The following is an 18,914-nucleotide window of genomic DNA, read 5'->3' on the forward strand; positions in this document are numbered from 1 at the left end:
ACCTGCATTTCTGAAAACAGGCACTTCCGTTAGAGAAGCGCCTGCTGTGTCATACTGTTACTTCCGCAGTATTAAACCGTAATTTACTGCCAATCTTTCAATGTCGCCTCTGCTTTCTCTTTGTCAACCAGGAAAGAAGGTAACAGGATTTCTTTTTCAATTTCGCCGCCGGCTAAAAGTGTTTCCGCCTTTTCAAATGCCGTTTCTGCGATGCCAATCGGAACCTGTGCCGCAACTGCGGTGAAGGAACCGTCCAGGATTGCCGCCTTGCCGTCCGGAGATGCGTCGATGGAGTAAACGCCGATATCCGTCTTTCCGGATGCCTTGATGGCGGCTGCAGCGCCGAGGGCCGACGGGTCGTTGATACAGAAGAATGCGTTGATGCCCGGGTTGGCCTGGATAATATCCTCTGCAATCGGCATGGAAATATCAAGCGCCGCCGCGCCGTCCTGCTGTGCGACAATCTCAAATTTATCCTTTGCATCACCGAGGCCGTCCATAAAGCCGGCCACGCGGTTTACGCATGATTCATTGGATGGGAAATCCAGAATGGCAATTTTTGCTCCGTCGGGATAATCCGCTGCCATCTGCTGTCCTACTAAGGTACCCGCATTATAGGCGTCGGTGGCAATTACGGTTTCCACTAAATCTAAATCATCATCGATCACCGGGGTATCCACATTGAGGATCGGGATGTTTTTCTCATGTATCTGCTCAAGGCCCTGTCTGATACCTGCGGAATCAACCGGAATTACAAACACTGCGTCGAAGTTCTGGTTTGCCACATCGGCCATCTGGGATAACTGGGTATTTAAATCATAGTCCGGGTCAAGACACACATAACTGTACCCCTTTTCATTGCAAAGCTTTTTAAATGTGTCGTTCATTGCCGCCTGGAATGTATTGTTCTGTGTATTAGGAAGAAATGCAAATTTATAGGATGCCGTCCCCTCTGCGCTCTCGGTTCCTTCCGTTCCTGCCGCTTCAGAAGCTGCTCCCTCTGTCTTTGCTTCTGCCGCCGGAGTCTCTGTCTTATTTCCCGATCCGCCGCATCCGGCCAGTGTTGCCGCCAGCATTGTGAATGCCATCACCTTCGCGATTGTTTTCTTCATTTTTATATCCTCCTCTTTGGTTGACTTCTTACATTTACTGCATTAAGCTTTGCGCGCCGCTTTGTTTACGTAAATGATATCATTGTAGTCTGACAGCGTCAACGGTTTTTATAATATTCTGCGTTTTCAACAGGAATGTTTTGTGCATTTTGTGCTAATATGATAAAGCAAATTCATTTTTTACGTAAATTATAGCCACATTCACCGTTTTACTTCTATTTTTTACCATTATCATTTATAAAAATTTCGCTCTTCCCCTCCACTCCCCCGAATAGAATTTGACTTTGTTTTTATAAATTGATATAGTATAAGTGAATTTACGTAAACAACAGGGGAGGGATTTTACATGGCTACAACGATCAAGGATGTTGCGGAAAAAGCCGGGGTCTCGATTGCAACCGTCTCTCATGTCATAAACGGAACACGATACGTGAAACCCGAGCTGACAAAAAAGGTTCTGCAGGCTATCCGCGATACGAATTATCAGGTGAAAGCGCAGAAAAAGCCCGGCACTGCCAAGATAGGTGAAAAGTCCGTCATAGCCGTCGTAATTCCCAATGTGGGCGGCTCCTTATTTACCAGGATTATTACCTGCATCACGGAGCTTTGTGAGTCCAAAGGATATTCGGTATCCATCTATCTGACCTTCGATGATATTGCCTCCGAAAAGCGGATTCTGGAAAACCTGATGAGCAGCCGCCAAACCGCCGGAATTATACTTGCCCCCTCCGGCCAGGACAGCCGGTACTATCAGAAGATAAGACAGCGGGGTATGCCGCTTGTCTGCATTGAGCGCACAGTCTCGGACCACTCCATCTCCTGCGTAGTGGCCGACAGCAAGAGCATCATTTATAAGGGAACACAGACCCTTCTCAACAGCGGCCACAAGAGGATCGGCATCCTGATGTCGGACAGGGAGATTTCCACGGTCAATGAGCAGTTAACCGGTTTCCTCGACGCCATGTACGATGCAGGCGTACACTGTGACGACACCAACATTGTCAAAATGAATCTGTACAATAATAAGGACTGCGAACGGGCCATCATCAGCCATTATGAGAATTTCAAACCAACGGCCTATATTGCCTGTGGCAACCGGATTACACTGATTCTGATTTCTACTCTGCAGCAGCTTGCCGTCGACATACCCGAGCAGTTATCCGTCATCGGTTTCAGTGATGAATCATGGTGCCACCTCTTCGGCACGCCACTCACAACATTCTCCCACGACTGCCACAGAATGGCTGAGAATGCGCTGAGGCTCCTGTTTGAACAGATAAACGGAGTTACCGCGGTGGAGGAAGTACATATTCCGTCTCTTTTAGAAATCAGGAAGTCCGTCAAGATGATCGGTAAGGGGCCGTACGGTGAAACCACCGTTTCCCCCGACAATCTGGATTTGACCCCATCTGAGGTAAAGGAACTACAGGAGCGCAAATACAGGGTGGGCGTCTCCTTCCACTACGGCAACACCCAGTGGGCCGCCATGCACGAAAAGGGACTGCGCTATATTCTGTCCCGGTGCGGCATCAACATTGTTTCCGTCACCGACTCCAATTTTGACCCGAACCTCCAGGCAATCCAGCTCGAGAGCCTGCGGATGCAGGGGGTGGACGCCATCGTTGCGATTCCGGTAGACGATACGGCCACCGCCAACAAATTCCGTCAGCTCTCCAAGGAGACGAAACTGATTTTTATCAGCAATGTCCCGGACGGGATGAGCAAGGGGGATTACTATTCCCTCGTTTCCACCAATGAACGTGAAAACGGGCGGGGCGGAGCCGTGCTCCTGGGGGAACACTTCAAGAAGGAAGAGAATGTCGTGGTCGGTTTCATCGTGCACGGAAGCAAATTCCTCGGAACCTATCTGAGGGACATGATTGCGGAACAGACGATACGGGAGGAATATCCGAATATCACAATCGTGGAATCGGAACCGTTTTACCAGATAGAAAATGCCTATGCAGTGGCAAAAAAGATGATTCTCGCCCACCCGGAAATCAAGGGACTCTATGTTTCCTGGGAAGGCCCTGCTCTCGGAGTCATCCGGGCGATGCGGGAACTGAACCGCTGCGATATTAAGATTGTGACCTTTGATTTAGATTATGAGATAGCAAGAATCCTGGCCGATGAGGATATCGTGCTCGGCCTGAGCGCGCAGAAGGCCTACGACCAGGGCGTCGCCGCAGGCCAGGCTACCGCCAAGGCGCTGCTGAACCAGAGGGGATATGAGTATATCGGGATCTCCCCCTGTGTTGTGGAGCGGAAAAATCTCCTGTCGGCCTGGAAGGAAGTTATGCATGAGAATGCGCCGGATGAGCTGGCTAAGACGTTGAAGAATGAGTTGTCGAAGGAGTAGGAGAAATAGTGGTGAGACTTCAGTCCCGTGGGAATTTTGTGGTGTAGGCAGGGAATACGGAAGAACGAAAGCTCCTGCGGTAACCGCTTACCATAAGGGAAATCCCGTGTACTGGCATACACGGGATTTCAGCTTGTCGACAAACTATATTTTCTTTATATCAGGAGTTTGAGGGTGTAACCCTCATTTCAAATCACGTAGGTGGAATTCAGTTCCGCCGTAGTGCTGAACTGCCGATTTCTAGGGGCTTTAGCCCTTGCGCGAGGAAATCGGCAGTTCTTCCTTCGGTGACTAGAATTTATGGCGTTATGCCATAAATTCTACAGAGTGGCGACTTTGTCGACACTCTAAAATCCCGTGTACTGGCATACACGGGATTTCGCTTTGTGTCCAAATGGACATACTTAACTTCCTAGCTAAGATTATTCTACACCAAATATCATGTAATGTCAATATCACACCTTAAACCGATATCCTACACCCCAGATCGTCTCAATATACTGCGGCTTTGCAGTATTGAATTCTATCTTCTCCCTTATTTTTTTAATATGCACCGTAACGGTTGCAATATCTCCCAGGGATTCCATATCCCAGATCTTACTGAAGAGTTCTTCCTTCGTAAACACGTGGTTCGGGTTCTGGGCAAGGAAGGCCAGAAGGTCGAATTCCTTCGTGGTGAAATTCTTCTCTTCCCCGTTAATATAAACGCGCCTTGCCGTCTTGTCGATCTTTAAACCCCTGATTTCTATAATCTCGTTCTCCGGAGTTCCGCTGCCAATCAGGCGCTCGTATCTTGCCATATGGGCTTTAACCCTGGCCACCATCTCACTCGGGCTGAAGGGCTTTGTAATGTAATCGTCGGCGCCCAGGCCCAGGCCTCTTATCTTGTCTATATCGTCTTTCTTTGCCGAAACCATGATAATCGGAGTATTCTTCACCTCGCGGACTTTCTTGCAAATCTCAAAACCATCCATACCGGGAAGCATCAGATCCAGAATCAGCAGATCAAAATCTTCTTCCAGGCCCCGTTTCAGTCCTGATTCCCCGTTGTTCTCCATCTCTACTTCAAAACCGGAGAGTTCCAGATAATCCTTCTCAAGCTCCGCGATGCTCTCTTCGTCTTCAACAATTAAAATTCTGCTCATTCCTGAATAACCTCCTGGTATTTTCTAAGCACAAAATGAACCTCAGTGCCAATTCCTTCTTTGCTCGTAGCCCAGATCCTGCCGCCATGATCCTCAATAATCTTCTTCACGATGGACAGGCCGATGCCGCTGCCTCCCTTGGAAGAATTCCTGGAGGAGTCCGTCCTGTAAAAGCGGTCAAATATAAATGGCACGTCCTTGGCCGCAATTCCTTTCCCGTTATCCTCAATCACAATCTGGATAAAATCACCGTCATCCTTAATTCTGATATTAATGATTCCCTTTTTCTTATCCAGGTATTTTAAGGAATTGCCGATAATGTTGTTAATCACGCGCTTCATCTGCTCCGCATCGGCAATTATCACAACGTCGTTGTCCACATAGTTGAAGTATCCCAGCTCAATTCCACGGGTCTCCATATCCAGGCCGACCTCTTCCACACAATCCCCGAAATATTCCGCCACGTTGATCTTCGTGTAGTTATACGGTATTTTATTCGTATCAATCTTGGAATAGAATGTCAGCTCGTCAATCAGGCGATCCATATCATTAGCCTTATTATAAATCGTTTTGATATATTTATCCAGCTTTTCGGGTGACGAGGCAACACCGTCCTGGATTCCCTCCACATAACCCTTGATAGCCGTGATCGGCGTCTTCAGATCATGGGAAATATTGCTGATCAGTTCCTTGCTCTCCTTGTCATACTGGAGCTTCTCCTCCGAGGATTCCTTGAGCCTTAGACGCATCTCTTCAAAATCCTGGCAGAGCAGGCCAATCTCGTCGTCGTTGTCCACATCCAGTGTGAAGTCCAGGTTGCCGTCACGAATCTTCTTCGTGGCCTCCTGAAGCTTGGTCAGCGGCTGCAGCAGCGCCCTGTATACCCACATAATCAGGATACCTGCCGTGAAACAGATAATCAGCACTCCCACCAGCAGCATCTCGCTGATCATCGACTTAATCTCCGGAACGTATTCGCCTACATTCGTCACAATAAACAGGCTGCCCTCCGCTCCGTCCGAGAATGTAAAATCAATCTGCTTTAAAAGGTGCTGTTCCTCGCCGTCGAGATAAAAACCGCCGGACGAGTTCACCTTGTAATCATCATAGGGCGGAAGCTGGTCCGCCAGCTCAAATCCCTCATTCGCGCCGGAAAAAGTGATATCGTCTCCTTTTCTGACAATCAAATACGAGTACTTCTTCTCCAGTTCATCATTCAGGGATTCCAGATAGCTCTCATCGTCAAAAATGGAGGGGTCTGCCTCCACCGACTTACGGATTGTATTCTGAACTCCCTGTGTCAGACGGTTAAATACCTGCATGGAGTTGCCGGAGAGCAGATCAACCTGTTCATTCAGCCCATAGTTCTTCTGGAAGGAACGGCCCTGATAATTGACAAGTCCCATAACGGCAATATAAATCAGTGCAATAGGAACCACCGTAATTGTGATAAATGCAATAGCAAGACGTGTCTTTATCTTCATATGATACCTTCGGCACCTCCTTACGGTAATCAGAAAAATATGAGAAAACCCGCTTCTTAAAAGCTTCGTGAGGCTTTCTCATATCTTTTCACTTTCTTAATGATAAGTATATCATATTTTGACTCCTTCGTTTCTAAAAGTATTATAAAATATTCTTCCTGATTCCGCTAGAATGCCCTGTTTATGGTACTTCTGGGAGTATTTGATGCAATAGGAAAGAGAGTCCCGCAAACACGGAACTCCCTGTGAATTTTAGCATTCATTATTTTAAATAACCCTTAAGCAGGTCTGCCTTGTCCAGTTTCTCCCACGGAAGATCCAGATCATTACGGCCGAAATGACCGTATGCGGCAGTCTGTTTGTAAAGCGGACGGCGCAGATCTAGCATTTTGATGATTCCTGCCGGACGCAGGTCAAAATGTTCACGGATGATGCCGACCAGCTCCTGATCACTCAGTTTGCCGGTGCCGAAGGTGTCGACCATAACGGATGTAGGCTGTGCCACGCCGATTGCGTAGGAAAGCTGGATCTCGCACTTGTCCGCCAGTCCTGCGGCTACGATATTCTTTGCCACATAGCGGGCCGCATAAGCAGCCGAACGGTCTACCTTGGTACAGTCCTTACCGGAGAACGCGCCGCCGCCGTGACGGGCATATCCGCCGTAGGTGTCAACGATAATCTTACGTCCGGTCAGTCCGCTGTCCCCATGAGGGCCGCCGATTACAAAGCGTCCGGTCGGATTAATAAAGAATTTTGTCTCGGAATCGATCATGCCGGACGGCAGAACCGGGTCAAATACATAGCGTTTAATGTCCTTATGAATCTGTTCCTGAGTTACATTCTCATCATGCTGTGTCGACAGAACAATCGTATCCAGGCGGATTGGCGCTCCGTTCCCGTCATACTCTACCGTAACCTGTGTTTTTCCATCGGGACGGAGATAAGGAAGAGTTCCATCCTTGCGCACTTCCGTCAGGCGGCGGGCCAGTCTGTGTGCCATATAAATCGGGTACGGCATAAATTCTTCCGTCTCGTTTGTAGCATAACCAAACATCATGCCCTGATCACCGGCTCCGATTGCCTCCAGCTCTTCATCGGACATTTTATTCTCTTTGGCTTCCAAAGCCTTGTCCACTCCCATTGCAATATCAGTGGACTGCTCGTCAATCGCTGTAATCACACCGCAGGTGTCACAGTCAAAACCGTATTTAGCCCTGTCATATCCAATCTCACGCACTGTCTCACGCACGATTTTCTGAATATCCACATAGGCCTGTGTTGTAATCTCGCCCATTACCATGACAAGGCCCGTCGTGGTAGCCGTCTCGCAGGCAACGCGGCTCATCGGATCCTGCTCTAATAAAGCATCCAGAATGGCATCGGAAATCTGATCGCACATTTTGTCCGGATGGCCTTCGGTCACTGACTCAGATGTAAAAAGTATTTTTTCCATTGTATTCCTCCTTGTTTTTTAAAGACGACGAAAAGCGCGCTCCGCGGTATTTTCATCGTAGATCAATAAAAAGTCCGTAGCAATACGGACTTGATTGTGGTCTATCAAATCCTCTTATTGCTCGATTGGCCGGAACATTCCGGCGCCTCGCTCAGGCTGGCACCTTCCGCCTCCCGCATTCGGGACATCCTGTCCTTCCTGCCTAAACGGGGTTGCCGTGACTTCACAGATCCTTTGTATCTCCATCACTCTGAATAAGGGATATTACGTACTTTTTAATTTATTTAACTGCAACATGTACGATATCATACTCTTTTTCCTATGTCAAGTAATATCAGGAAATTTTAATTGAGATGCGGGGACGGCGTTCTCATTTCTCGGCGTCAAAAAATTCGGGGCAGAGCGCCGGATTCCGGTAATCTACCGAAATCCACTGCTCTGCCCCGAATCATATCACAGGCACTTTGTCTGTCAGCCTACTTTTAATTTAAACTTTTGGGCTTCTTTCTCAGAATCCACCTTCTCAATTACGGCTCCCAGGCCCTGAAGTTTCTTCTCAAAATTCTCATAACCCCTCTGGATATATCCTATCTCGTCGACAATTGTATATCCCTCGGCGGCTAATCCCGCAATGACAAGCGCAGCGCCGGCTCTCAGGTCCGGTGCATTTACCTGTGCTCCCGTCAGCTTCTTTACTCCGCTGATGATAGCGGTATAGCCTTCCACTTTGACATTGCTTCCCATCCTGGCAAGCTCGTCCACGTATTTGAAACGGTTCTCGAAAATACTCTCTGTAACAATGCTGGTTCCCTCTGCCAGGGCCAGCGTGACGGTCATCTGCGGCTGCATATCAGTCGGGAATCCCGGGTATGGCAGTGTCTTGATGTCCGTATGTTTCTGTTTTGGCTTGCCCACAACGCGTACGGCCTCGTCAAACTCCCTGACTTCACAGCCCAGCTCGATCAGCTTGGCGGTAATCGCCTCCAGGTGCTTCGGAATAACATTCTGTACCATAACATCGCCACGGGTGATCGCGGCGGCACACATGAATGTCCCTGCTTCTATCTGATCGGGAATAATGGAATACTCCGTTCCATGCAGTTTGTGGACCCCCTTAATACGGATTACATCCGTACCGGCTCCTTTGACATTGGCTCCCATGCTGTTCAGGAAGTTGGCAACATCGACTACGTGAGGTTCCTTTGCAGGGTTCTCAATGATAGTCTCGCCTTCCGCCAGGGTAGCCGCCATCATAATATTGATCGTAGCCCCTACGGAAACTACATCCAGATAAATATGGCTGCCCACCAGATCGATGGCATGGGCCACTACTGCGCCCTTCTCCACCTCGATCTTGGCGCCGAGGGCACGGAACCCCTTCAGGTGCTGGTCAATCGGCCTGCTGCCGATATTGCATCCGCCGGGAAGCGGCACTTCCGCACTCTTATACTTGCCCAGCAGAGCGCCTATAAAATAGTAGGACGCACGGATCTTGCGTATATATTCATCATCTACGCTGACCTCTTTAATGTTCTTTGCATTAATACGGACCGTATGTCTGTCAATACGATCCACGTCGGCGCCGATCTGATCTATCGCTTCAAGAAGCACATTGATATCTCTGACATCCGGAAGGTTCTCTATCAGAACATCCTCGTCCGTCATGATTGATGCAGCCAAGATTCCCAAAGCAGCATTCTTTGCTCCGCTGATAATGACTTCCCCTACCAGAGAGTTGCCGCCTTTCATAATATATTGTTCCATCCTCGCACCTCAAATATATATTAAAAAACAATGTATATTGTTACAGAATTCTTAAATTCTAACAATCGCTTTCTACTGATTATACCATATCATCAGGATTTGTAAAGGTTTCGTCCGCTTTTTTACGTTTTCAGCCACCTTCAAGTTACTGTGCCGGAAGGAATCCGATGAAGTCGTTTGCGCCGTTATTTGTGAAAAATGCCGCCGCATCATTCAGCCCTATCTTCTCAATATAGGCGAATTCCGTTCCCGGGAACCAGAGGCAGGAAATATTGTACTGATCATATCCGTATATCAGTCCGTAGCTTCCATTGCCCAGGTAAGCCACTACCGGACGGCCGCGGAAAACAAAATACAGGACCTGGTTCAGAGTGCATCCCCTTGCATTTACAAACTGTACGCCGTCCGAAGATTCTTCCAGTCCCTGGGCCATTTCATCCAGATACCGCTTAATTACGGCCACTTCATTCTGTATATCTTTTATGGTCCTGGCATCGTTCCGGTTCGCCCTCACCCAGAACACCCGGCCATCCTGGTCGGTGACAAGGCCCATATCATCATAAGCCGCCTGCACCGCCTGTGTGAAGTCCACGAAGGAGCCGTTCATCCTGCCTCCGCCGTACGCATAGTAACGCCTGATTTTCATCGGCCTGTTTGCCGTCAGCGTTATGACATTATTTTCCTCGGCAACCGCTTTCTTCGGCACATGGACCCTGATACTGCGGGATTTGGCTGTCTGGGAATTCAGCTGTACAAAGTAAAGGCGCCCCTTCGTCGAATCTGCCAGGTATCCGATTCCGGCCAGCGGATCGGCAATCACTTCCTCATTACATACCAGCGTGTCTTCGTCCGCCATTTCATAGTCACTGCCCGATTTGCGCATTCTGGCCATATGGACGCGGCTGTCGCGTATCTGTACGTCCGTCAGGTAAAGCCCCTGGCGTTCATACCTCGTCTCGGTCTCCATATTGCTGCCTACAATCTCGAGGGCATAGAGCGGAAGTCCCGTCACGCGCCCGTCCGTCATCAGTTTCTCACCTGGCTTTGCCAGCCCGTAGACCAAATCAGTGCCGACAAAGCCCACCAGACGGATCACCGTCTGATCCTGGAAACGTATCTCATCCTTCTTGCCTGTCTTCAAATCCATGACATTTAACTTTTCGGAGCTGTAAATATCATCTCCATCCTGCCATGCAATCCTGGAGCCGTCTGCGCTGACGGCAAAGTTTTCCTCCGTCAGGCCGTCGGCCACCACCATATATTCTTTACCGGACAGTTCCACTCCGTAAACAGCGTGATCCATCAGCAGATACAGTGTCTGATTGCTGCTTAAATAGCTCAGACGGCCGATATCCTGGCGCAGGCTCCAGTAATCTTCACTGGAAGGCAGATACAGGCGCTCCGTCAGCGTATTGTTCCCGCTCTCATACCGGTAAAGGGCCACTCCCGTCGTTCCTTCATGATTGCCCCTGTTCATATATCCATATACGAGGAAATCGATATTCCCCTCCTCACTCACCGAAAGAATCTTGATACCATAAGAGTTAAAATTCGTCCTCAGGTCATCTTCACTCTTTCTGAACGCAAAAACCTTCGTGCTGCTCCCTTTTTCCGCATCATAGCACCACAGAGCGCGGTTTGCTACAAAGGCACGGTATTTTTCAGAAGGATCGCTCATGGTCTGCAGTTCATCTGAGTCGGAAATTCCAAGCATAATGCGCTTATCGGAGTACAGGCTGCTGTCTCCTGAAAAAATCTGGTTCATACGCCTGTCGTAGTTCATCATGTACGTTCTCTGAGTATTCCATTTCATGGTAAAACTCTCGGTTACGTCAAAATATTCCTGTTCCCCGTCCTCGTCCGCCGTGCTGGCCACGTAATTCAGCTCAATAATTCCCATGATGCCCTGCATCTCTTTAATATGGATGGACACTTCACTCTCACGCTTCATCTCCATGCCGCGCCATGTCAGCTGAGTAAAACTGTTTTTCAGAGTCACCTCACCAAGAGAGCTGTTGTCTGCGTTTAAATCCGTTTCAAGATAGGTCGTCAAATCCCTGGCCGTTTCATAGCTGAACGTCTTATCGGAAAATTCCCTGGCCAGAGTCAGCATCTCTTCCATATGATTGTTCTCCGACCACACAACCCTGGTATAGTAATAAACCGCCGGGTGATCCTCGGTGGAAATAGCGATTGTCATCATATATTCTTCGTTGGCCGTCAAAAGATTCTGAATCGGAAGCACGGCGCTGACATCCGTCCCCTCCTGTGTCCACTCCTCCAGGACTGTTCTCTCAACAAGGCGTTCGCCGTCCAGGCTCCTTATTTCATACTGGATTCCCCTTACCTTGGAATCCACATCCTGAAAGGTAATGGGAAGTCTGCGATCCTGCGGAAGGACCGTCAGATCCCCGCGTCCGGCGCTGGTGTGCTTGTCCTCAATAAAACCGTAGAGACAGTTCATTCTGCTCCCAAACAGCTCCATGTAGACGACCGGTAGATTGGCGTCCTCGATTGACGTATAAACGGCGCCGTCCTGCCCTTTTCTTGAAGACCATATGAAATAAGCGGCCAGGGCCACCACGAATATCACAAATAAAATTATCGCTTTCTTTATCGTTTTTCTCATTCTGCCTGTTCCTTCTATAGAAATACTAAACAATTATGCCATTCTGTTTTTACAAATACTCTATCTGTTAGCGCAGATATAATGTCCGCATTGCGCACATTATATCATAATCCTCTCCCAAATTCCAGAATTACCTGGAAGCGGAAACAATGAACCGCGCTTTGTAAACTTTTCACCGTCGATCAGGAACGGTATTGCAGGAACATTTGCCTGGAATACGGAAAAGCAGGGAAGATTTACCTTTCTTCCCTGCTACTATCATTGCCTTATATTCTGTTTTTATCACGTTTTTGGCGTCTGCTCTTTATCTGCACCTGCCAGTGCGGCAGCGCCTTCCCTGCAGCTCATTAAACAAAAGAATTCCCAGAATATCATTCAGAAAGTAATTTCTGGGACGCGGCGGCGGGCCCCACGGGCCTGGAGGCGGTGGCGGCGGGCCCCATGGACGGGGTGGTGGCGGGCCCCATGGACGGGGCGGTGGCGGCGGGCCCCACGGACGGGGCGGTGGCGGCGGGCCCCACGGCCCCGGGCCTGGTGGTGGTGGCGGGCCCCATGGGCGCCTTTCCGTGCCAACCTCCTGAATCTGGGTTTCCTCCATTTCCCAGGTCTCGTATCCTTCTCCGCCTCCGTACTCGCTGTTGACAGGGCCGTAGGAAACCCGCGGAGCCGTGTCTGCAGTTCTGGTTTGAGGCGGTTCCAGCTCTTCCGAGTTCATTTCCGCCTGCTGTGTCTCCTGTCCGGTGGCCGATGCTCTATCTGCAATCTTCTGAATCATCTGCTCCATCAGAATTCGATCCGGAAACTCATCATAGATAGGGCTTCCGTCGTATTCCATCTCATCGCAGACCTCTTCCACGTACATTTGCAAAGTCTTGACCCTGTCGGGAAACATACTCTTAAAGTACTCAAAGTCCCGGATTCTTCCACTTCGCTCTGCCTGAACAGCCTGATCCTTGCGGTACAGTATGTAAGGCTCCAAAGCTGCTTCCTGCGCTCTCAATCTTTCATACGAAAAATCCTGCATCTGATTCCCATTCCTCCTTCTGGCATGAAGTTATATGGTATCATATGCAGGATTTTTCCAAAGTTTCTATATTGCTTCCCCAATCCGGGGATTTTCTTTAATTTCTGCCGCGATTTCTCCGGCCAATCAGTCAAACAGCTTTTCCGGATAAACGCCCTGGCCGATCAGCGCCCTGATGGACTCCGCAACCCCTGCTTTGTCCTCTTTGTATGTTACGCCAAACCAGTGATCCTGAGTTTCCAGCACCGTAACTCTGACACGGCCGTCCTTAATCATCTGGTCAATGATGGTCGGAAGCAGGTATTCAGACTTAATGTCGCCTTCTTTCAGGTTCTGCAGGAAAGCAGGAAAACCTCTCTCAAGCTCTCTGATAAACGCAGGCGTAAGTCCCCACATGTTCATTGAGACATGCTGATCCGCCCTGACCGAGACCGGATTCCCCTCTTTGTCAGTCGCAGACAGGCCGTCCGGAGTTTTAACAATGTTGTAGGTCTCTGTTACGCGCTTTAAGACTCCGTCTTCCCCTACTTCGCACACCCCTCTGGTAACTCCGCCGTTATCGCTCAATGTGTTGGTCAGAATAAAGCCGCCCATGCAGACGTCATAAACGGGCGCATTCTCATCCATCTCGGAGATCATGTAATCATGAATCTTCTTAAATACTTCCTTGCCGTAATAGTCGTCCGCGTTGATAACCAGAAACGGCTCATTTACGATGTCACGCACACTCAGAACCGCCTGACCCGTTCCCCACGGTTTTTTCCTGCCCTCAGGGACTGAAAATCCCGCAGGTATATCGTCCAGTTCCTGGAATGCATAAGAAACAGGAGCTATTTTTTCAATTCTGTCTCCTATCACTTCCCTGAAGTCATCCTCCAGATCATGGCGGATAACAAACACAATCCGGTCAAATCCGGCTTCGAGTGCATCGTGGATTGAATAATCCATAATAATCTCGCCGTTAGGCCCTACCGGCTCCAACTGCTTAATCCCGCCTCCAAAACGGCTTCCAATTCCGGCAGCCATGATCACAAGCGCTGTTTTTTTCATTTCTCTTCTCCTCATATGTGTTTCCTTAATAACTGCCTAACAGTATAGCACATGGGGGAGGGTTCTGCAATCGGGATGTTAGATGAGCCGGCCCGTCCGCGAACTGATAGCTACTTCAAAAAATTCACAAATCCTGTAATTACAAATGTATTAATGAGGTTAATGAACAGGCTGCCTACCAGCGGCACGATAAAGAAAGCATCCGGTGATGCGCCGTATTTTTCTTCTACCGACTGCATATTGGCCATGGCCGTCGGAACGGCGCCGAGTCCGAAACCGCAGTGACCGACCGCAATCATAGCGGCGTCGTATGTTTTTCCCATGAACTTAAATGTAATGAATACCGCACAGACGAACATCAGGATGGTCTGGGCCAGGAGCAGAACGAGCATTGGAATTGCGAGGTCTGCGAGCTGCCACAGCTGCAGCGTCATCATTGAAAGCGCCAGGAATATAAGGAGCGATATATTGCTGATAATCGAAATTTCCGGCAGGCGCAGTTTTAAATGCTCCGTGTTGTCTGCGATATTTCTGATGATGGCCGCTGCCGTCATGCCTCCTACCGAGGCAGGGAATGACAGGCCGGTTTTGGCGAGTAAATCCGAAACAAGGCAGCCCAGAGACACGGCGATCAGGAGCTGGTATGCGCCGACGGTCAATGCTCGTTCGCTGGAGCCGTTTGCTGATTTTCCGAGTTCACTGTCGTCCAGTTTTACGGCAACGCTGGCCGCATCGGAGCTTTTTAAGTGATAGTGTTCGATCAGAAAACGTCCCGTCGGTCCTCCAATCAGGCTTCCCGCCACCAGGCCGAATGTGGCCGCCGCCAGGGAAATCGTGTTGGCGTTTGCAAGGCCCGCCTCTTCCAGAACAGGCGCGAAGGCCGCCGATGTTCCGTGTCCACCCGTCATTGGGATGGAGCCGGTTGCAAGCCCTACCAGCGGATCAATACCCATTACCTTTGACAGGCCGACTCCCAGCAGGTTCTGTAATATTACGACTATGGAAGAGATAACCAGAAAAATGATAACCTGCGGCCCTCCCTTTTTTAACAGCTTCCAGCTGGCTGTAAATCCGATTCCTGAATAGAACAGCAGCATGAAAAAATCTTTAAACGCCATGTCGAACTTTATCTCAAACGCACCTGTCTCGTGACCGATAAGAATCAAAACCGTACATATCAGACCGCCAACTACCGGTACGGGGATACAATATTTCTGTAAAAGCGCAACCCGCTTACGGATTGCCTCGCCCAAGATTAATATAACGACTGCGATTGCTATAGTATGATATACATTTAATCCAATTGTCATAGTTCATTCCTCCTGACCTTCTGTTCAGGTAAAGCTTTTCCGCCTCTATACTCCCTGTAATCCTCCCGCCTGAAGCTTTATCTGCTATTTCCCATAATAACAATAATTACATGACAAATTGCCCGAATTTCTTTTCAAACTGCGTGTTTTTTTCCCCTGTTAAACGACTCAGATGACCAGCGCCTTTCCCGCATCCATCAGAGTCTTTCCGTCGGCCACAATCGTCGCATCCTTCATGATGAGATCGTAGTGGCAGGATGCCTTCACAACTCCCCCGAGTGTGATGCTTGTTCCGATTCCTATATGGGCCGACCCGTAGACGCCCTCGTCTTCCAGCATAAATCCCATGAAACGGCACTGCGGGTTCAGGCCCACCCCCATCTCTGCAATGTTGTATACATTGGGATCATTTTTCGCCGCCAAATCGGCTTTCAGCATTGCCGCCTGTTTTCCACCATCAATCGAAGTGATAAACCCGTTTTCCACCGTCAGCCGGACCGGTTCATCCAGGACGCCGATGCCGATATACGGGATGCTGGCATCCGCCACAATCACGCCGTTGGCCGTTCCTTCCAGCGGGGACACATTTGCCTCCACCGTCGGAATCGTGGAAAACTGCCCCTTTTCCACCATACAATAGAGGGAGTTGCCTCTCCGTCCGGCAGCCGAATAACGCAGATTGGTGCCTGCCGCCGTCGTCAGTACGATTTCCTGAGAACCGGCCAGAGCCTCCGCCATCGCCTTGCATACCACCTTTGCTTCCTCAAAATCACACTCGATTCCGCCGTGAATCATCATCTCCTCGCTGAACTGTGTCAGGACGACGCCTCGGGAGCCATTCTGAACCGCATCCTTCACCGCATTGGTGTGTGTGATGGATTTACCTACAACGGAGATAAATGCGTCGCTGGATTTCATGGCCGCCGCCACCGCCCTCGGTGGTTCCTGGCTGTCCTGATCCCTCGGTTCCATCACCATAAGTATCGGCTGCGCCCCAACGCGGTAAACAGAGACCGCTACCGCCTCGGCGATGCTCAGTTTGGATTCCTCCGTGATAATTACCACCTCTTCGCCCGGCTGCACTTTGACACAGGTGCTCACCACTTTGTCCGCCCCTCTTGCCATTAAAATTTTCTTCATCCTGTATATCCTCCTTATGATTGATTTATATTCTATTTTCTATATTCTATAGAATTATTATTGGTAAAAAAAAGAAGTTTCCTTCTTTTTTTAGTTTTTCTGCTCCCGGGAACCGGAATCTCCGTAAACCGGGCGTCGTCCCTCTATGTATTTCTGGCCGTTGCGGATATGGGTCACCATTGCGTTCTGCGCCCTCTCCAGATCGTGATCCCGAATCGCCTCGGCTATTGCAACATGCTCATGATAGATTTCATTCCTCCGCTTCCCGTCGCTGGCTGAATACTTCATATCCCGTGAGATAACCGTATTCAGCATGTCGAGCAGACGGCAGAGCATCGTATTGTCTGCTGTCAGATATATCACATTATGAAAACTCTTGTTAATCCTTGATACCTCCAGAATATCTTCCGTATTCTTCTCTTTCTCAATGATATCAAAGAGCTGGTTCAGGGTATTCTCATCAAACCGGCCGATCGCGTCTTCCAGCGCCATCTTCTCCAGCGCTTCCCGGCAGTGATACGCCTCCCGGATCTCCTCCTCATCCAGCTCCTTCACGACTGCGCCACAGTATGGGACTATCTCGATAAAACCGTCACCGACCAGTTTTTTAAAAGCCTCCCGGACCGGGGTTGCGCTGACTTCCATCTGTTTTGCTATGTGTTTCTCCTGAAGCTTGGTCCCCGGAGGAAGCTCTCCGCTGACAATTGACTGGACCAGTATCCTGTATACTTTTTCACTCAAAGGCATCTTTCCTACGATTGGTAATTCACTAATCTGCATCGTCTCTCCCATCCATGGGAAAGGTTTTCTATATTCTATAGAATATATTATCTCTTTACCCATGTCAATACTTTTCTGTTATTTTTTCTATTTATTTTGTTTCTGTCAGAATTCTCTGCCGTTTACTCTACCGTCTTCCGTTTTGCTTCCTAAGCCGGCCGTTTTACTTTTTTATGTGATTTTATTATAATGAAGTTTGCCATTAAAAGCAATATTCCCCTACTTTTTCTTGTTGTGCTATGATAAAACTGATATAATAATTTTATAACGGCAAAAGAAAAGACTGAAGATTTTTTACCGTTATGAACGGGAACCTGCACGTTCCTTACGCGGGTCACCGTTACCAATAAAAGTTTGGAGGGGTATAACTATGAAAGGTAATGTAATTGTCGGCCAGTCAGGCGGGCCTACCGCTGCCATTAATTCCAGTCTCGCCGGTGTATTCCGGACCGCCATCGACAGAGGGGCTCCGAAGGTATACGGAATGCTGCATGGAATTGAGGGGTTGTTAAATGAGAAATATATTGATTTATCTGAGCATATCCAGACCGATCTGGACGTAGAACTGTTAAAGAGAACACCGGCCGCCTATCTTGGCTCCTGCCGTTATAAACTTCCCGAGATCCATGAAAATATTGAATCATACGAGAAGATTTTTGAAATTCTCGACAAACTGAATATAGAATGTTTTATTTACATAGGCGGCAACGATTCCATGGACACGATTAAAAAGCTGTCCGACTACGCAATCATCAAAGGGTACCCGACGAAATTCGTAGGCGTCCCAAAGACGATTGACAATGATCTTGCGCTTACCGATCACACGCCCGGCTATGGCAGCGCCGCCAAATATATCGGCACATCCACCAAAGAAATCATCCAGGACAGCAGCGCGCTGGTTTACAGCAAGGGGCTGGTGACCATTATTGAAGTAATGGGCAGAAATGCAGGATGGCTGACCGGCTCCGCCGCGCTGTCCGAAGGCGAGGACTGCGAAGGACCGGATTTAATCTATCTTCCTGAGGTTGCTTTTGATATTGAGGATTTCCTGGAGCGTGTAAAGAATCTCCTTAAGCAGAAATCCTTTGTTGTAGCCGCCGTATCCGAAGGTATCCGCCTGGAGGACGGCCGCTATGTCTGCGAGCTGACGGACGGAGTGGAATTTGTAGACGCCTTCGGCCACAAACAGCTGACTGGAACCGCCAACTATCTGGCCCGGCGCCTTGCACAGGAAATCGGCTGCAAGACCCGCAGCATCGAACTCAGTTCCCTGCAGAGGGCGGCTTCCCATCTGGCTTCCCGTATTGATATCCTGGAGGCTTTCCAGGTTGGCGGCGCCGCTGTCAAGGCCGCTGACGAGGGCGACACCGGGGAGATGGTTATCTTAAAGAGAATCTCCGATGATCCCTACCAGTGCACCACAGAGCTGCGCAATGTACACAAGGTTTCCAATGTGGAAAAGACCGTTCCCCGTGAGTGGATTAACAAGGACGGCACCTATGTGACCGAAGAATTTATCAGCTACGTGCGCCCGCTAATCCAGGGTGATGTTTCACCCGTCATGGTGGATGGAATCCCGCGCTACCTGTATCATAAGAAAAATCATTAATATTTAATAAGAAGCGGTGGACGCCTGAGCAGTATGCCCTTCACCGCTTAAGAAA

At 49.1% G+C, this 18,914-nt stretch carries 12 protein-coding genes and 1 riboswitch; of the genes, 2 read left to right on the top strand and 10 right to left on the bottom strand.

The genetic code is table 11. The features are described 5' to 3' along the window. Positions 1–83 precede the first annotated feature (83 nt). Positions 84–1,112: a sugar ABC transporter substrate-binding protein gene (locus tag V3C10_22145; GenBank protein ID WVP61974.1), complete on the bottom strand. Its 1,029-nt coding sequence runs from the start codon at positions 1,110–1,112 to the stop codon at positions 84–86. 346 nt (positions 1,113–1,458) lie between these two features. Between V3C10_22145 and V3C10_22150 the strand changes: the two genes are divergently transcribed. After that, entirely contained in the window at positions 1,459–3,471 is a 2,013-nt protein-coding gene (locus tag V3C10_22150; GenBank protein WVP61975.1) for a LacI family DNA-binding transcriptional regulator, read from the top strand. A gap of 455 nt (positions 3,472–3,926) precedes the next feature. On the opposite strand, the gene V3C10_22155 is transcribed toward V3C10_22150, so the two are convergent. The 9 genes from V3C10_22155 to V3C10_22195 all read right to left on the bottom strand — a co-directional run bounded on the left by V3C10_22155 (position 3,927) and on the right by V3C10_22195 (position 17,250). Beyond that, positions 3,927–4,616, bottom strand: a complete 690-nt coding sequence (locus V3C10_22155; GenBank protein WVP61976.1) for a response regulator transcription factor — start codon at positions 4,614–4,616, stop codon at positions 3,927–3,929. Then, positions 4,613–6,100, bottom strand: a complete 1,488-nt coding sequence (locus V3C10_22160) for a HAMP domain-containing sensor histidine kinase (GenBank protein WVP61977.1) — start codon at positions 6,098–6,100, stop codon at positions 4,613–4,615. Before V3C10_22160 ends, V3C10_22155 begins: the two co-directional genes overlap by 4 nt. 262 nt (positions 6,101–6,362) lie before the next feature. Continuing rightward, on the bottom strand, positions 6,363–7,553 hold the full coding sequence (gene metK, locus V3C10_22165; GenBank protein WVP61978.1) for a methionine adenosyltransferase: 1,191 nt from the start codon (positions 7,551–7,553) through the stop codon (positions 6,363–6,365). Between the two features lie 111 nt (positions 7,554–7,664). Next, positions 7,665–7,814, bottom strand: a riboswitch (SAM riboswitch). A gap of 210 nt (positions 7,815–8,024) precedes the next feature. Beyond that, positions 8,025–9,317, bottom strand: a complete 1,293-nt coding sequence (locus tag V3C10_22170) for a UDP-N-acetylglucosamine 1-carboxyvinyltransferase (protein ID WVP61979.1) — start codon at positions 9,315–9,317, stop codon at positions 8,025–8,027. Positions 9,318–9,462: 145 nt separating this feature from the next. Then, positions 9,463–11,946 (bottom strand): hypothetical protein, encoded by a 2,484-nt coding sequence (locus V3C10_22175; protein ID WVP61980.1) that lies wholly within the window; start codon positions 11,944–11,946, stop codon positions 9,463–9,465. A 1,150-nt stretch (positions 11,947–13,096) separates the two neighbouring features. After that, positions 13,097–14,020, bottom strand: coding sequence for an NTP transferase domain-containing protein (locus V3C10_22180; GenBank protein WVP61981.1), 924 nt, complete (start codon positions 14,018–14,020; stop codon positions 13,097–13,099). 110 nt (positions 14,021–14,130) lie between these two features. Further along, the gene (gene gltS / locus V3C10_22185) at positions 14,131–15,330 is read right to left on the bottom strand and encodes a sodium/glutamate symporter (GenBank protein WVP61982.1); all 1,200 of its coding nucleotides are present in this window, start codon (positions 15,328–15,330) and stop codon (positions 14,131–14,133) included. Between the two features lie 168 nt (positions 15,331–15,498). Further along, positions 15,499–16,470 carry an aminopeptidase gene (locus V3C10_22190; GenBank protein WVP61983.1) on the bottom strand — a complete coding sequence of 324 codons (972 nt, stop codon included), beginning with the start codon at positions 16,468–16,470 and terminating at the stop codon, positions 15,499–15,501. 90 nt (positions 16,471–16,560) lie between these two features. Continuing rightward, entirely contained in the window at positions 16,561–17,250 is a 690-nt protein-coding gene (locus tag V3C10_22195) for a GntR family transcriptional regulator (protein ID WVP61984.1), read from the bottom strand. Positions 17,251–17,620: 370 nt separating this feature from the next. Here V3C10_22195 and V3C10_22200 point away from each other — a divergent pair, with 370 nt between their 5' ends. Then, positions 17,621–18,859, top strand: coding sequence for a 6-phosphofructokinase (locus V3C10_22200; protein ID WVP61985.1), 1,239 nt, complete (start codon positions 17,621–17,623; stop codon positions 18,857–18,859). Positions 18,860–18,914: the final 55 nt, after the last annotated feature.

The organism is [Clostridium] symbiosum (assembly GCA_036419695.1).
GTDB classification, from domain to species: Bacteria; Bacillota; Clostridia; order Lachnospirales; family Lachnospiraceae; genus Otoolea; species Otoolea symbiosa_A.

Coding starts and splice junctions, on each gene's coding strand:
- V3C10_22175 (WVP61980.1), bottom strand. CDS start 11,946: ATGAGAAAAACGATAAAGAAAGCGATAATTTTATTTGTGATATTCGTG.
- V3C10_22145 (WVP61974.1), bottom strand. CDS start 1,112: ATGAAGAAAACAATCGCGAAGGTGATGGCATTCACAATGCTGGCGGCA.
- V3C10_22200 (WVP61985.1), top strand. CDS start 17,621: ATGAAAGGTAATGTAATTGTCGGCCAGTCAGGCGGGCCTACCGCTGCC.
- V3C10_22190 (WVP61983.1), bottom strand. CDS start 16,470: ATGAAGAAAATTTTAATGGCAAGAGGGGCGGACAAAGTGGTGAGCACC.
- V3C10_22155 (WVP61976.1), bottom strand. CDS start 4,616: ATGAGCAGAATTTTAATTGTTGAAGACGAAGAGAGCATCGCGGAGCTT.
- gltS (WVP61982.1), bottom strand. CDS start 15,330: ATGACAATTGGATTAAATGTATATCATACTATAGCAATCGCAGTCGTT.
- metK (WVP61978.1), bottom strand. CDS start 7,553: ATGGAAAAAATACTTTTTACATCTGAGTCAGTGACCGAAGGCCATCCG.
- V3C10_22150 (WVP61975.1), top strand. CDS start 1,459: ATGGCTACAACGATCAAGGATGTTGCGGAAAAAGCCGGGGTCTCGATT.
- V3C10_22195 (WVP61984.1), bottom strand. CDS start 17,250: ATGCAGATTAGTGAATTACCAATCGTAGGAAAGATGCCTTTGAGTGAA.
- V3C10_22180 (WVP61981.1), bottom strand. CDS start 14,020: ATGAAAAAAACAGCGCTTGTGATCATGGCTGCCGGAATTGGAAGCCGT.
- V3C10_22170 (WVP61979.1), bottom strand. CDS start 9,317: ATGGAACAATATATTATGAAAGGCGGCAACTCTCTGGTAGGGGAAGTC.
- V3C10_22160 (WVP61977.1), bottom strand. CDS start 6,100: ATGAAGATAAAGACACGTCTTGCTATTGCATTTATCACAATTACGGTG.